Genomic DNA, 12,892 nt, shown 5'->3' with positions numbered 1-12,892 from the left:
CCATTTGCATGATTCAAATCTAATTTCCGTGAGCGTTTAAAGTCCGAAGGACCGTTGCAAGTCACCCTGCAACATCACTTCGCCTCAAACGCCCACGCTTATCGGCTGCTAATTATTAAAGAACATCACAATCCTCAGAGTCTTAACTCTTCGTCTTGCGCTGCTGATTACGTTTTGTCGTTATCAGCAAAGAGGCGAGATTTTGATCTGCTTTCGCAGCGTCGTCAAGTACTTTTTGAAAATTCTTTTTAGAACCTTCCAGCACCTGGCGACCCTCTCAAGCTCGCCCGGATCTTTCGATCCGTCCGCCAATCCCGTTTGCCGCCGTTTCCGGCTAGGCGCTGTGATCAGCGAAGCCCACGACTATAGCGCAGGTTTTTCAGCTTGGGAAGAAGTTCGGGAAATTAATTGAAGATGGCCAGCGGCACCAGGGCGCTCACGGCGTCGACTCCTGGCGCGGCACTACGCCTGCGGTGCGACCTTGGCTGAGCTGTTCCCGAAGCCTCTCTATGTATGCGCGTGAGCTGGCGCATCCCACCGCCCTGGCATCGCCTGGAGACGCTCAGCCCTTACGCCGGAAGGTGCGGCGCCCTAAGTAGCCCAGGCGACCGCAGGCTCTTCGCGGTGGATCTTGCGCGCGACGCCTCTGGCGACGCGGCTCAGCCTTCCTCCTGGAACGCCTCTTCCCGCTTGTTCTTGATGCTCGGCAGCATGACGAGCACGATCATCAATGCAGCCGCGATGAGCAGGCCGGCTGAGAGCGGTCGGGTCACGAAGGTGCTCCAGTCTCCCCGGGCCAGGCGCAGCGCCCGGCGCAGGTATTCCTCCATCAACGGACCGAGGATGAAGCCCAATAGCAGCGGCGCGGGCTCGCAGTTGAGCTTGTAGAAGACGTAGCCCAGCAGCGCGCAGGCCGCCGTCAGGTAGACATCGAAGGCGCTGTTGTTCACCGAATAGGTGCCGATGCAGCAGAAGATGACGATGGCCGGGAACAGAAAGCGGTAGGGCACCGTCAGCAGCTTGATCCAGATGCCGATCAGCGGCAGGTTCAGCACGATGAGCATCAGATTGCCGATCCACATGGATGCAATCAGGCCCCAGAACAGCTCCGGGTTGCTCGTCATGACCTGCGGGCCGGGCTGGATGCCCTTGATCGTCATCGCGCCGATCATCAGCGCCATGACGGCATTGGGCGGGATGCCCAAGGTCAGCATCGGGATGAAGCTGGTCTGCGCACCGGCGTTGTTGGCACTCTCGGGGCCGGCCACCCCCTGGATGGCACCCTTGCCGAAAGGGATGCGGGGATTGCGGACGGCCTTCTTCTCCAGCGTGTAGGACGCGAACGAGGCCAGCAGCGCGCCGCCGCCCGGCAGCACGCCGAGGATCGCGCCCAGCGCCGTGCCGCGCACCACCGACGGCCATGCCTCCTTGAAGTCCTCTCGCGTGGGCCACAGCCCCTTCACGTCCTTCGTGAAGACCTCGCGGTGCTCGGCCGGCTGGCCCAGGTTGGCGATGATCTCGCCGAAGCCAAATACACCCATCGCAATGACGACGAAGCCGATGCCGTCCGTCAGTTCGGGCATGTCGAAGGAGAAGCGCGCGACGCCCGAGTCGACGTCGGTATTGATCTGCCCCAGCAGGATGCCCAGCACGATCATGGCGATGGCCTTGATCAGCGATCCCGACGCCAGCACCACCGCGCCAACAAGGCCCAGCACCATCAGCGAGAAATACTCGGCCGCACCGAACTGCCGGGCCAGCACCGTCATCGGCTCGGCGAAGGCGGCAATGATGACGGTGCCGACACAGCCGGCGAAGAAGCTGCCCAGGCCGGCCGCCGCGAGCGCGGGGCCGGCACGGCCTTGCCGGGCCATCTGGTAGCCGTCGATGGCGGTGACGACCGAGCTGGACTCGCCCGGCACGTTGATCAGGATGGCCGTCGTCGAGCCTCCGTACTGCGCGCCGTAGTAGATGCCGGCCAGCATGATGAGCGCGGGCGTCGCATCCAATGTGTAGATCGACGGCAGCAGCATCGCGATCGTCGCGACGGGGCCGAGGCCGGGGAGCACGCCGATCAACGTGCCGAGCACGGCACCGAAGAAGGCATAGAGCAGGTTCTGGAAGGTCAGCGCCGTGTGAAAACCGATGCCCAGGTTGTTCAGCAGATCCATCGCGCGCTCAGCCTCCGAAGTAGACCGGCCACAACGGAACGGTCAGCTTCAGGCCCCAGATGAAGAGGGCCCAGCTGCCGACGGTCAGCACGACGCTGCTGATCAGAACATCGCGCCAGTGGAACTCATCACCGGCCAGGGCCGACAACGCGACCACCAGCGGCAAGGTGCAGGCCAGCCCCAGGCGCGGCAGCGCCGCACCGAACACCGCCACGGCCGCGACGATGACCAGCAACGGTCGCCAGGCGATCCTGCCGATCGGGTCGCCGCCTTCGGACTCCAGCGTCAACGCCTTGAACAGCACGACGCCCCCCAGCAGTGCCAGCAGCACGCCCAGCCCGAAGGGGAAGTAGCCCGGCCCCGGACGCGCCGAGTTGCCGAAGGAATAGTCCGTCGAGCCCCACGCGAACATCACGCCCACCACCAGGAACAGCAGCCCGGACCAGAAGTCCCGCTGGCTCTTGACCTTCATCGTTCGTCGCCTCCGTCACGCCGCGGGAGGGCGCGCAATAGCCTGGCGGCGATTCTGTCAGCGGGGGTCTGGCCTCAGCCTGTGGATAACGCCTAGCGCCAACCTTTGCTTACCCTTCCCAGGCAGGCGTGCTGCGCAGCACTTCCTCCACCGTCGTCGCACCCTCGGCGACCTTCATCGCACCGGCCAGGCGCAGCGGGCGCAGCCCCTCCTGCATGGCCTGGCGGCGCAGCGCTGGGAGATCGCTCAGCGTCGACTTGACGCCTTCGGTCACCGTCAGCAGCTCGTACAGGCCGGCGCGGCCGCGGAAGCCGGTGTTGCGGCATTCGAGGCAACCGACCGGCTTGTACGGCTTCACGCCACCGCCAAGTCGCCAGTGCTTGACCAGCTCGTTGAGGCTCTCGCGCGTAACGAGCGGGTCCGGCTCCTTGCAGTGCGGGCACAGCGTGCGCACCAGGCGCTGGGCCAGCACGCCGATGATGGTTGCGCTCAGCAGATAGCTCGGCACGCCCAGGTCCAGCAGACGCGTGATGGCCGAGACCGAGTCGTTGGTGTGCAGCGTGCTGAAGACCAGGTGACCCGTCAGCGCGGCCTGGATGGCCATCTCGGCCGTCTCCAGGTCGCGGATTTCGCCGACCATGATGATGTCCGGGTCCTGCCGCATCAGCGCGCGCAGGCCCTCGGCGAAGCCGAAGTCCAGCTGGTTCTGCACCTGCGTCTGGTTGAAGGCCGGCTCGATCATTTCGATCGGGTCCTCGATGGTCGTGACGTTGACCTCGTCAGTGGCCAGGCGCTTGAGCGTCGAGTACAGCGTCGTCGTCTTGCCGCTACCGGTCGGGCCGGTCACGAGGATGATGCCGTGCGGCTGCTTGACGAGCCCCTCCCAGCGGTCCGAGTCGTGCTGGCCGAAGCCCAGCGACGCCAGGTCCTTGACCGCCGTGTCCGGGTCGAAGATGCGCATGACCATCTTCTCGCCGAAGGCCGTGGGCAGCGTCGACAGCCGCATTTCGACCTCGTCGCCGGCCGGATTGCGCGTCTTGATGCGGCCGTCCAGCGGGCGGCGCTTCTCGACGACGTCCATGCGGCCCAGCAGCTTGATGCGCGACGTCATCGCCGCCATCACGGTCGGCGGCAGCTGGTAGACCGTGTGCAGCACGCCGTCGATGCGGAAGCGGATCACGCCCATGTCGCGGCGCGGCTCCAGGTGGATGTCCGACGCGCGCTGGTCGAAGGCGTACTGCCACAGCCAGTCGACCACCTGCACGACACCCTGGTCGTTGGCGTCCAGCTGCTTGTTCGTCTTGCCCAGCTCGACGAGCTGCTCGAAGCTCGTCACCTGGCTCTGTTCACCGGCCTTGGCGGCCTGGCGAACGGAGCGGGCCAGCGTGAAGAACTCCGTCGTGTAGCGCGCGATCTCCAGCGGGTTGGCGATGACGAGCTTGATGGGCTTGCGCACATGCGACTCGATCTGCGCCACCCAGCCGGTGTCGAACGGCTCGGACGTCGCGATCGTCACGTCGTTGAGGCCGAACTGCACCGGCAGGCAGCGCTTGGCCTCGGCGTAGCCGATGGACATCACGTCTCCGACACGACCCACGTCGACCTTCAACGGGTCGATGCGCAGATACGGCATGCCCACGCGCAAGGCCAGCCACTCGGACAGCGCATCCACATCCAGCGGTTTGCCGGTGGCCAGCCTCACGAGGCCCGCGTGGCCCAGCCGCACCAGCGGGTGCAGCGAACTGTCACCGGCGGCGAAGCGCTGCTCGGTGCGCACGGACTGGGCCTCGTCGATGAGGCCGTCCTTCAGCAGCCACTTCAGCAGCTGGCGCCACTCCAGGCGGCCTTCGGGTTTGGAAGCGGACGGCGGTTTGGGCTTGGCGTTCATCAGCGTCGATGTCAAAGCGCTTGCAGGATGCTCTGCGGCAGCGGCCTCACGAGGCGCAGCCACTTGCGGGCCGGCAGCTTGAAGCGCGATTCGATGGTAGCCGCGCGCTGCTCCAGCACGTCGCGGTCCGGCACCGTCACGCCGCGAGCCGCGACGACGACGGTATTGCCCTCCTTCGTCGGTGCCAGGCTCCAGACCTGGTCCGAACCGAACGCGCGGGCAATGCGAGCCGCGCTGCGGGCGAAGCTGGCGCTGCGCCCGAAGAGGTTGACCGTCATCAGCCCGCCGTCCGCCAGCACGCCGCGACAGGCCGCGTAGAAGGCCTCGTCGTCCAGCACGGGCGACGCGGCCTCGTGGTCGTAGAGGTCCACGTTCAGCACGTCGACCGTCTGCAGGTGGGCGTCGTCGGCCACCCAGCGGCCCGCGTCCTCGTTGACGACGTCCAGCCGCGCGTCGTTGGCCGGCAGCCGGAACCACTGCCGGCAGGCGGCAATGACCTCGGGGTTGATCTCGACCGCCGTCGTGCGCATCTTCAGCTGGCCATGGCAGAAGCGCGTCAGCGCCGCGGCCCCCAGGCCCAGCTGCACGGCGTGGCCCGTCGAAGCGACCTCCAGCGTGGCCGAGTCGCGCCACAACATCCAGGCGCACATGCGCTGGATGTATTCGAGCTCGAGCTGGTCGGGCTTGCGGATGCGCATGGCACCCTGTACCCAGATCGAGTCCAGGTGCAGGAAGCGCACGCCGTCGAATTCGCTCAGCGTGGCCGGGCCCCAGGTCGGTGTCTTGTTCTTCATTGGCGGAGCATCCTAGGCCAAGCCGGTCAACGGCCGACCTTGATCATTTGTCAGACAAGTAAAGCTGCACGGCGGCGCACCAGGCGTCGATCTTCGTCGCCAGGCTCAGGCCCGCGTGGGCCGGGCTCGTGGACGGCAGGCGCAGCACCGGCAGGCTCGTGTCGCCCAGCGCCAGCAGCGTCTGCCTGTGCGCCAGCGTGCCGTTGCAGGCGATGGCACGCAGCTCGGGCAGGCGGGCAACGAGCTCGCGCAGGTCGCTGGGTTCGGCGGCCTCGATGGCCGTGTCCAGGCTGCCCTCGCGCCGGCATGCGGCGACGGCGTCCCACAGCGCGATGCGGTGGCGGCGCAGCGCCGGCAGCCGCTCGGCGTAGGGCCGCGTGGCGAGGTCCGCCTCGTCGGTCAGCGCGGCCATGACGGGCCAGAACGCGTTGCGCGGATGGGCGTAGTACTGCGCCGCCTGCAGCGACGCCGCGCCGGGGAAGCTGCCCAGCACCAGCAGCCGCGCCCGCGCGTCGAACACCGGCGCGAGACCCACGAGGCGCCGCTCGGGTTCAGGGTTTGCGGGATTGGCGCTGCCGGCCGGCGGCTGAGACGATGAAGGGTGAGTTTTCAACGGGAGGAACGAATGCTGAATACCGAAGCCATCTGGCAGTTTCTCAGCACCCAGGGTGCCGACTTCGGCCTCAAGGTGCTGGCGGCCATCGCCGCCTGGGTCGTGGGCCGGTGGCTCATCTCACTCGCGCTGCGGCTGTTCTCGGCCGCACTGCTGCGCGGCAAGCAGATCGACTCGACGCTGGTCACCTACCTGCGCTCCATCCTCAGCGTGCTGCTGAACATCGTGCTGATCCTGTCCATCCTGGACATCTTCGGCGTCAAGACCACCTCCTTCGCCGCGCTGCTGGCCGGCGCCGGCCTCGCCATCGGCACCGCCTGGGGCGGGCTGCTGACCCACTTCGCCGCGGGCGTGTTCATGCAGGTGCTGCGGCCGTTCAAGGTCGGCGACTTCGTGCAGGCCGGCGGTGTGACCGGTACCGTGACCGAGATCGGCCTGTTCGGCACCACCATCACCAGCCCCGACAACGTACACACCATCGTCGGCAACAACACCGTCTTCAACGGCGCCATCCAGAACTACTCGACGCTGCCGCACCGCCGCGTCGACTGCACGGCCAAGGTCGCCAACAGCGTGGACCCGCTGGACGCCATCGCGCGGCTGAAGCCCGCCATCGCCGCCATCCCCAACGTCATGACGACGCCGGCACCGGACATCGAGATCTTGCAGTTCACCCCCGAAGGCCCGCTGCTGGCCGTGCGGCCGTACTGCCACACGGACCACTACTGGCAGGTCTACTTCGACACGCACAAGGCCATCGTCGCGACCTTCGGCGCCGCGGGCTACCCGGTGCCGGAGACGCCGCTCGCACCGCGCAACCGCTGAAGAATGTCCTGCCACGATGGCTGACCTCATCGCCCGCATCGGCGCCCTGTGGCGCTACCCCGTCAAGTCCTGCGCCGGCGAGGCGGTGGAATCACTGGCGCTCGACGCCGACGGCTGGCCCGAGGGCGACCGCGGCTGGGGCATCGTCGATGCCGGCGGCGAGCTGACGTGGATGGGCGCGCATCCGCGGCTGGCGCTGGTCAGCGCGGCGTTCACGGTCAACGGCCTGACGCTGCGCTCCGAGGGCCGTTCGCTGGACGTGCCGCTGACCGGCGGCACTGCCGTCGACGTGCGCGGCTGGAATGGCGACCGCCAGGACTTCGACGCCATCCAGGCCTGGGACGCGGGCGACGATGCCGCCGCGCTGCTGCGCGCCACCACCGGCGAGCGGTTGCGGCTGGTGCGTCTGTCCGCCGAGGCACAACGGCGGTCGTTCCTGAACGCGCTGCACGTCGTCGGCGACGGGTCGCTGCAGTCCTGGCAGCAAGCCTCTCCGCGGCCGTTCAGCGGCATGGCCCAGCGTGCCCGGCCCAACATCGTGCTGAGCGGCGACGACGGCGAGCCGCTGACGCCTTTCATCGAAGACCTGTTCACCGAAGCATGCGTCGGCCCGGTGACCATCAGCCGCAGTTCGGTCTGCGTGCGCTGCGTGATGCCCACTGTGGACCCAGCGACCGGCATCCCGCAGCCGGTGGCGCTGGAGGTGCTGACGCAACTCAGCGCCGAGCGGGCGCCAGGAGCGCCGGTGCAGTTCGGCGTCTACGGGCGGGGCAGTGGCGCGGGCACGCTCAGCGTGGGCGACCGGGTCGAGCTGACGCTGGCCTTCTGATCATCACAGCTTCGGCAGCGCAGCCCGTGCGTTCGCACTGGTGACGCTGGCCGTGTGCTCCGCCGTCCAGCCCCGCAACTGGGCCAGGCTCTCGGCGATTCGCGGCAGCTCCGAAGGCTCGTTTCGCGCCTGCCCCGGCTCGGCCCCCCGCTGCTCGGCCGTCTTGTAGAGCCAGTGCGGCGGGATGTCCGGTGCGTCGGTCTCCATGACCAGCGCCGTCTCCGGCACCGTCGCGGCGAGGCGGCGGATCTGCAGCGAGCGCTCGAAGGTCAGTGTGCCGCCGAAGCCGAGCTTGAAGCCGAGGTCGATGAAGGCCCGCGCCTGCTGCTCGCTGCCGTTGAACGCATGCGCGATGCCACCGTGCGCGAAGCCGACACGGCGCAGGCCGGCCAGCAGCTTGTCTGCACTGCGGCGCACATGCAGCAGCACCGGCAGGCCGGCTCGCTTGGCGAGCTTGAGCTGCTCGACGTAGAAGTGCTGCTGGATGTCGGGGTCGAGGCCCGGCACGAAGAAGTCCAGGCCGATCTCGCCGACGGCGACGAGGCGCTCGTCGTCCTTGTGCTGTTCCAGCGCCTCGGCCACGCGGTCGAGATCGCCGGGCTTCGCGTTCATCACATACAGCGGATGGATACCCAGCGCGTAGGTGAAGCCGTGTTCATGGGCCAACTCGCGCACGCGAGCCAGGTTGTGCACGTCGACGGCCGGGATGACGATCTGCGTGACGCCCGCGGCCCGGGCGCGCGCGACCATGGCATCACGGTCGGCGTCGAACTCGGCCGCGTCGAGGTGGCAGTGGGTGTCGATCCACACCGCCTAGAGGGCCTGCGAACGCCATGGCAGCGGGTCGCGAAGGCCAGGCGGCAGGTGCCAATCAAGGCGCGACGCGCCGCCCGCACGCGCGTGCGGGCAAGCGGTGCAACGCCGAGTGATGCCTGCCGCCTGGCCTTCCCGGCGGGTTGTGACCAGAAAGCCCGCGAGCAAGGCGCGAAACGAAGCTTGGGTAGGCCCCAAGCGAGGCTTCGCAACGCTGCGCGCGGGCTTTCTGGTCACAACGCGACCCACTGCCATGGCGTTCGCAGGCCCCGCCTCAGCGGAAGACGACCGTCCGGTTGCCGTTCAGCAGCACCCGGTGCTCGGCATGCCACTGGATGGCCCGCGCCAACGCCACGCATTCCATGTCGCGGCCGATGCCGACGAGCTGTTCCGGCGGCATGCTGTGGTCGATGCGGGCGACTTCCTGCTCGATGATGGGGCCCTCGTCGAGGTCGCTGGTCACGTAGTGGGCCGTTGCGCCGATGAGCTTCACGCCACGCTCGTAGGCCTGGTGGTAGGGCTTGGCGCCCTTGAAGCTGGGCAGGAAGCTGTGGTGGATGTTGATCGCCTTGCCCGACAGGTCGCGGCACAGCTCGGGCGACAGGATCTGCATGTAGCGCGCCAGCACGACGAGGTCGATCTTGTTCTCGGCCACGACTTCGCGGATCTTGGCTTCCTGCGCTGCCTTCTGCGCATCGGTGGCGCCCAGCAGCGGGAAGTGGTGGAACGGAATGTTGTGCGACGCCGCGAGCTGATAGAAGTCGCGGTGGTTGGACACGATGGCCGGGATCTCGATGGGCAAATGCCCCGTCTGCACGCGGAACAGCAGGTCGTTCAGGCAGTGGCCCAGCTTGGAAACCAGCAGCAGCACGCGGGTCTTGCGGGCGCGCGAGACCAGCTCCCAGTCCATGCCGAACTCTTGCGCCAGCGGCTGGAACGCCGCCTGCAGCGCGGCCTCGTCGGCCTGGGCCTCGAATTCGATGCGCATGAAGAAGCGCGAGTGATCCGCATCGCCGTGCTGGTGCGACGTGATGATGTTGCCGCCTTGCTGCAGCAGCACGCCGGTGACAGCATGGACGATGCCGGCGCGGTCGGGGCAGGAGAGCTTCAGGACAAAACGCGAATTCATGGCTTCAGGCTTGGAACTGACCAGCGACCAGGCGCAGCTGCCGGTCGCAGCGCGCCGCGAGGTCGCGGTCGTGGGTGACGAGGACGAAGGCCGTGCCCAGTTCGCGGGCGCGCTCCAGCATCAGCGCAAAGACGGCGTCGGACGTGTCGCGGTCGAGGTTGCCGGTGGGCTCGTCGGCCAGCACACAGGCCGGCCGCGTGACCAGCGCGCGGGCGATGGCCACGCGCTGGCGCTCGCCGCCGGACAGCTCGGCGGGCCGGTGCTGCACGCGCTCGGCGAGGCCGACGCGGGCCAGCATCTCGGCCGCCACCTTGCGCGCCTCGTCCGGACTCTGGCGGCGGATGCGCAGCGGCATCGCGACGTTGTCCAGCGCCGAGAACTCGGGCAGCAGGTGATGAAACTGGTAGACGAAGCCCAGGTGCTGGTTGCGCCAGTGGCCGCGCTCGGCCTCGTCCATCGAGGCGAAGGACTTGCCCATCAGCGTGACGCCGCCCTGCGTCGGCGAATCCAGCCCGCCGAGCAGATGCAGCAGCGTGGACTTGCCGGAGCCCGACGCACCGATGATGGCCAGCGTCTCGCCGCGCTTCACGGTGAGGTCGACGCCACGCAGCACGGTCACGTCCAGGCCGCCTTCCTCGAAGCGGCGCGTGATGCCGGTGGCGTGAAGAATCAGCTCACTCATAGCGCAGCGCCTCCGCCGGCTGCACGCGGCTGGCGCGCCAGCTCGGGTAGAGCGTGAAGACCAGCGACAGCAGCAACGACACGACGACGATGGGTGCGATGTCGGCCCACTGGGGGTCGCTGGGCATCTGGCTGATGAGGTAGACGCTGCCCGGCAGGAAGCTGGTGTTCAGCAGATGCTCGATGGCCGGCACGATGACGTCGATGTTGAAAGCGATCAGCAGCCCGATGACGACGCCGGCCAGCGTGCCGATGACACCCGACACCGCGCCCTGCACGATGAAGATGCCCATGATGGAGCGGGGGCTCGCGCCCAGCGTGCGCAGGATGGCGATGTCGCTCTGCTTGTCGGTCACCGTCATGATCAGCGTCGACAACAGATTGAACGCGGCGACGGCGACGATCAGCGTCAGCACGATGCTCATCATGCGTTTCTCGATCTGCACCGCGTCGAACCAGACGGCGTTGGCGCGCGTCCAGTCGCGCACGCGGATCTGCGGCCCCATCAGGTCCTGCAGGTCGGTCGCCACGCGACGGGCCTCATGCACATCGCGCAGCTTGAGCTGAACGCCCGTCGGCCCGCCGGTGCGGAACAGCTTGGCCGCGTCGTCGATGTGGATCATCGCCAGGCCTGAGTCGTACTCGTAGTGGCCGGCGCTGAATGTGCCGACGACGTTGAAGGCCTTGTACCGCGGCACCATGCCGGCCGGCGTCATCTGGCCACCGGCAGCAAGCGTGATCTTGTCGCCTTCGCCAACGCCAAGTTGGCGGGCGAGCTCCGCGCCCAGCACGATGTTCCAGGCGCCAGGAACCAGCTTGCCGAAGGCGCCGTCCTTGAGCTGCGCGCCCAGGCCGGTGACGGTCGCTTCCTCCGCCGGCGAGATGCCGCGGATGATGGCGCCGTGATATTCGTCGCTGCGAGCGAACAGCCCCTGGCTGGCGACGAAGGGCGCTGCGCCGATGACCTCGGGGTTGTGGCGCGCCAGCGCGGCCGTGGCCTGCCAGTCGGGCAGCGCCTGGCCGGCGGCGTCCAGCAGCTCGACGTGCGCAATGACATTGAGCATGCGGTCGCGCACTTCCTTCTGGAAGCCGTTCATGACCGACAGCACGACGATCAGCGCCATGACGCCCAGCGCGATGCCCACCATGGACGCGCCCGAGATGAAGCTGATGAAGCGGTTGCGCCGCCCGCCGCGCCCGGCGCGGACGTAGCGCCAGCCGACCTGGAGTTCAAACGGCAAGGGCATGGGGCGGGGATGCAAAGGCGTGCGGCATGGGGCCGGGATGGTAACTGGCGGGGCGCAGCAGGGCGGGTCTGAGCCCTTCCCGCGGTGTTATGGCGGACTACGCCGCACCGGCAGGCAATCCTTCCACAATCCGGCGCACAAACCACGCACCCAGGGAGACACCATGCGACGACGATTTCTCGGCCTGGCCCTCGCCGGCGCCGCCACGGCAGCCAGCGCGCAGGCCAGCCTGGTGAGCAGCCTGTCCCGCTGCGACGCGGCCTTCTTCCAGCAACTGTCCACGCAGAAAGAGGCCCTGCGCCCTCAGGCCGAGATCAAGCCCCGTGCCGCGGCCAGCAGCTTCATCGTGCCCAGCCTGACGCAGCCAGGGTCGAGCCGGGTGACGTTCGGCCAGCCGCTGCGGCTGCATGGTCTGGAGATCGTGGGCTACCTGGACGAGCTGACGCCCATCCCCGGCGGCGTCGATGTGTCGTGGGGCTTCCTCGTCCGCGGCAAGCTCGCCGACGTGGTGGCCGCGCTCAAGGGCGTCATCTGGGACGGCCAGCGGCTGCGCCAGCAGAGCCAGGACGACATGCCCTACTTCGTGCGCTCCGAGATCTGGCGCCACGAGAAGCCGGATTCAGGCTGGGCCAAGGAAGCCACCGTGAACGGCCCGCCCAAGCCCGGCACCGTCGAGCGCGTCTTCATGATCGAGACTGACGAGGACGACCACGGTCTGGTGCGCGCCGCCTGCTCGCTGCAGGGCGACGTCACGCGCGAGATGCTGCAGGACCTGCGGCCGGACTTCCCGGTCGATGGGAAGTGATGCCGGCCCGCGCGCATTGAATGACCGCTACCGTCCACCTGCTGCACGGCCTTCCCGGTTGCGGGAAGACCCACTTCGCCCGTCGGCTTGCTGCCGAGTGCCGTGGCGTGCATCTCAGCCACGACGAGTGGGTGCTCCGCCTCTTCGGCCCTCGCCCCACCGGCACGCAGATCGAGAGCGTGCGCGAGCCGATCCACGAGATGCTGTGGACCTGCACAGCTCGCATCGTCGCCACTGGCACCGACGTCATCCTCGATTTCGGCTTCTGGACACGCAGCGATCGGGACCGGGTGAGAGAACGTGTGCGCCAGGCTGGCGCCCTGCCCCGTCTCTACACGTTTGATTGCTCTGCGCAGCTGGCGTGGGAGCGAGTCCAGACGCGCAACAGCCGGGAGCCCACCGACTCACTGCACGTCGACGAGCAGGCGTTCTGGCTTTTCGCGGGCCACATCGAACCCCTGATGCCGGATGAAGACGGCATCTTGGTGCCGGGCTGAAACAACACGCCCCACGACGACGGCCAGCCAGCCCCGGCCGGTGAAGCGGCAATTCGGGTGGTGCCCGGGAGCGCCGACGCCTCGCTGATCCGGTTGGCCGCAGCCCGCCGGCGCATATGCAGCTTGCA

At 67.8% G+C, this 12,892-nt stretch carries 13 protein-coding genes; 4 read left to right on the top strand and 9 right to left on the bottom strand.

Annotated features, from left to right (window positions below):
- Positions 1-659: 659 nt before the first annotated feature.
- From ACG04R_RS26310 to ACG04R_RS26290, 5 genes are all read right to left on the bottom strand, one after another.
- Positions 660-2,171, bottom strand: coding sequence for a tripartite tricarboxylate transporter permease (locus ACG04R_RS26310; RefSeq protein ID WP_394417060.1), 1,512 nt, complete (start codon positions 2,169-2,171; stop codon positions 660-662).
- Positions 2,172-2,178: 7 nt separating this feature from the next.
- On the bottom strand, positions 2,179-2,643 hold the full coding sequence (locus tag ACG04R_RS26305; protein ID WP_394417059.1) for a tripartite tricarboxylate transporter TctB family protein: 465 nt from the start codon (positions 2,641-2,643) through the stop codon (positions 2,179-2,181).
- A gap of 109 nt (positions 2,644-2,752) precedes the next feature.
- Positions 2,753-4,531 carry a type IV pilus assembly ATPase TfpB gene (tfpB, locus tag ACG04R_RS26300; RefSeq protein WP_394417057.1) on the bottom strand — a complete coding sequence of 593 codons (1,779 nt, stop codon included), beginning with the start codon at positions 4,529-4,531 and terminating at the stop codon, positions 2,753-2,755.
- Between the two features lie 11 nt (positions 4,532-4,542).
- The gene (locus ACG04R_RS26295; protein WP_394417055.1) at positions 4,543-5,325 is read right to left on the bottom strand and encodes a spermine/spermidine synthase domain-containing protein; all 783 of its coding nucleotides are present in this window, start codon (positions 5,323-5,325) and stop codon (positions 4,543-4,545) included.
- 43 nt (positions 5,326-5,368) lie between these two features.
- Positions 5,369-5,860: a DNA-deoxyinosine glycosylase gene (locus ACG04R_RS26290; protein WP_394417053.1), complete on the bottom strand. Its 492-nt coding sequence runs from the start codon at positions 5,858-5,860 to the stop codon at positions 5,369-5,371.
- Positions 5,861-5,950: 90 nt separating this feature from the next.
- Here ACG04R_RS26290 and ACG04R_RS26285 point away from each other — a divergent pair, with 90 nt between their 5' ends.
- The gene (locus ACG04R_RS26285; RefSeq protein WP_394417051.1) at positions 5,951-6,763 is read left to right on the top strand and encodes a mechanosensitive ion channel family protein; all 813 of its coding nucleotides are present in this window, start codon (positions 5,951-5,953) and stop codon (positions 6,761-6,763) included.
- A 16-nt stretch (positions 6,764-6,779) separates the two neighbouring features.
- Positions 6,780-7,592: an MOSC domain-containing protein gene (locus ACG04R_RS26280; protein ID WP_394417049.1), complete on the top strand. Its 813-nt coding sequence runs from the start codon at positions 6,780-6,782 to the stop codon at positions 7,590-7,592.
- Positions 7,593-7,595: 3 nt separating this feature from the next.
- Here the strand turns inward: ACG04R_RS26280 and ACG04R_RS26275 are convergent, their stop codons facing one another.
- From ACG04R_RS26275 to ACG04R_RS26260, 4 genes are all read right to left on the bottom strand, one after another.
- The gene (locus ACG04R_RS26275) at positions 7,596-8,402 is read right to left on the bottom strand and encodes a TatD family hydrolase (protein ID WP_394417047.1); all 807 of its coding nucleotides are present in this window, start codon (positions 8,400-8,402) and stop codon (positions 7,596-7,598) included.
- 277 nt (positions 8,403-8,679) lie between these two features.
- The gene (purU, locus tag ACG04R_RS26270; RefSeq protein WP_394417045.1) at positions 8,680-9,534 is read right to left on the bottom strand and encodes a formyltetrahydrofolate deformylase; all 855 of its coding nucleotides are present in this window, start codon (positions 9,532-9,534) and stop codon (positions 8,680-8,682) included.
- Between the two features lie 4 nt (positions 9,535-9,538).
- Positions 9,539-10,216, bottom strand: a complete 678-nt coding sequence (gene lolD / locus ACG04R_RS26265; protein ID WP_394417043.1) for a lipoprotein-releasing ABC transporter ATP-binding protein LolD — start codon at positions 10,214-10,216, stop codon at positions 9,539-9,541.
- Positions 10,209-11,462 carry a lipoprotein-releasing ABC transporter permease subunit gene (locus ACG04R_RS26260; RefSeq protein ID WP_394417041.1) on the bottom strand — a complete coding sequence of 418 codons (1,254 nt, stop codon included), beginning with the start codon at positions 11,460-11,462 and terminating at the stop codon, positions 10,209-10,211. Before ACG04R_RS26260 ends, lolD begins: the two co-directional genes overlap by 8 nt.
- Before the next feature lie 163 nt (positions 11,463-11,625).
- Between ACG04R_RS26260 and ACG04R_RS26255 the strand changes: the two genes are divergently transcribed.
- On the top strand, positions 11,626-12,267 hold the full coding sequence (locus tag ACG04R_RS26255) for a hypothetical protein (RefSeq protein ID WP_394417039.1): 642 nt from the start codon (positions 11,626-11,628) through the stop codon (positions 12,265-12,267).
- Between the two features lie 20 nt (positions 12,268-12,287).
- Complete coding sequence (locus tag ACG04R_RS26250; protein WP_394417037.1) at positions 12,288-12,764, top strand: P-loop nucleotide/nucleoside kinase family protein; 477 nt, start codon at positions 12,288-12,290, stop codon at positions 12,762-12,764.
- The last annotated feature ends 128 nt before the right edge of the window (positions 12,765-12,892 follow it).

Origin of the sequence: Pelomonas candidula, from assembly GCF_043555985.1 — a bacterium.
GTDB lineage: Bacteria > Pseudomonadota > Gammaproteobacteria > Burkholderiales > Burkholderiaceae_C > Pelomonas > Pelomonas candidula.
Note: the sequence above shows the minus strand (reverse complement) of the source record. Positions and strands in the feature narration are given on the sequence as shown.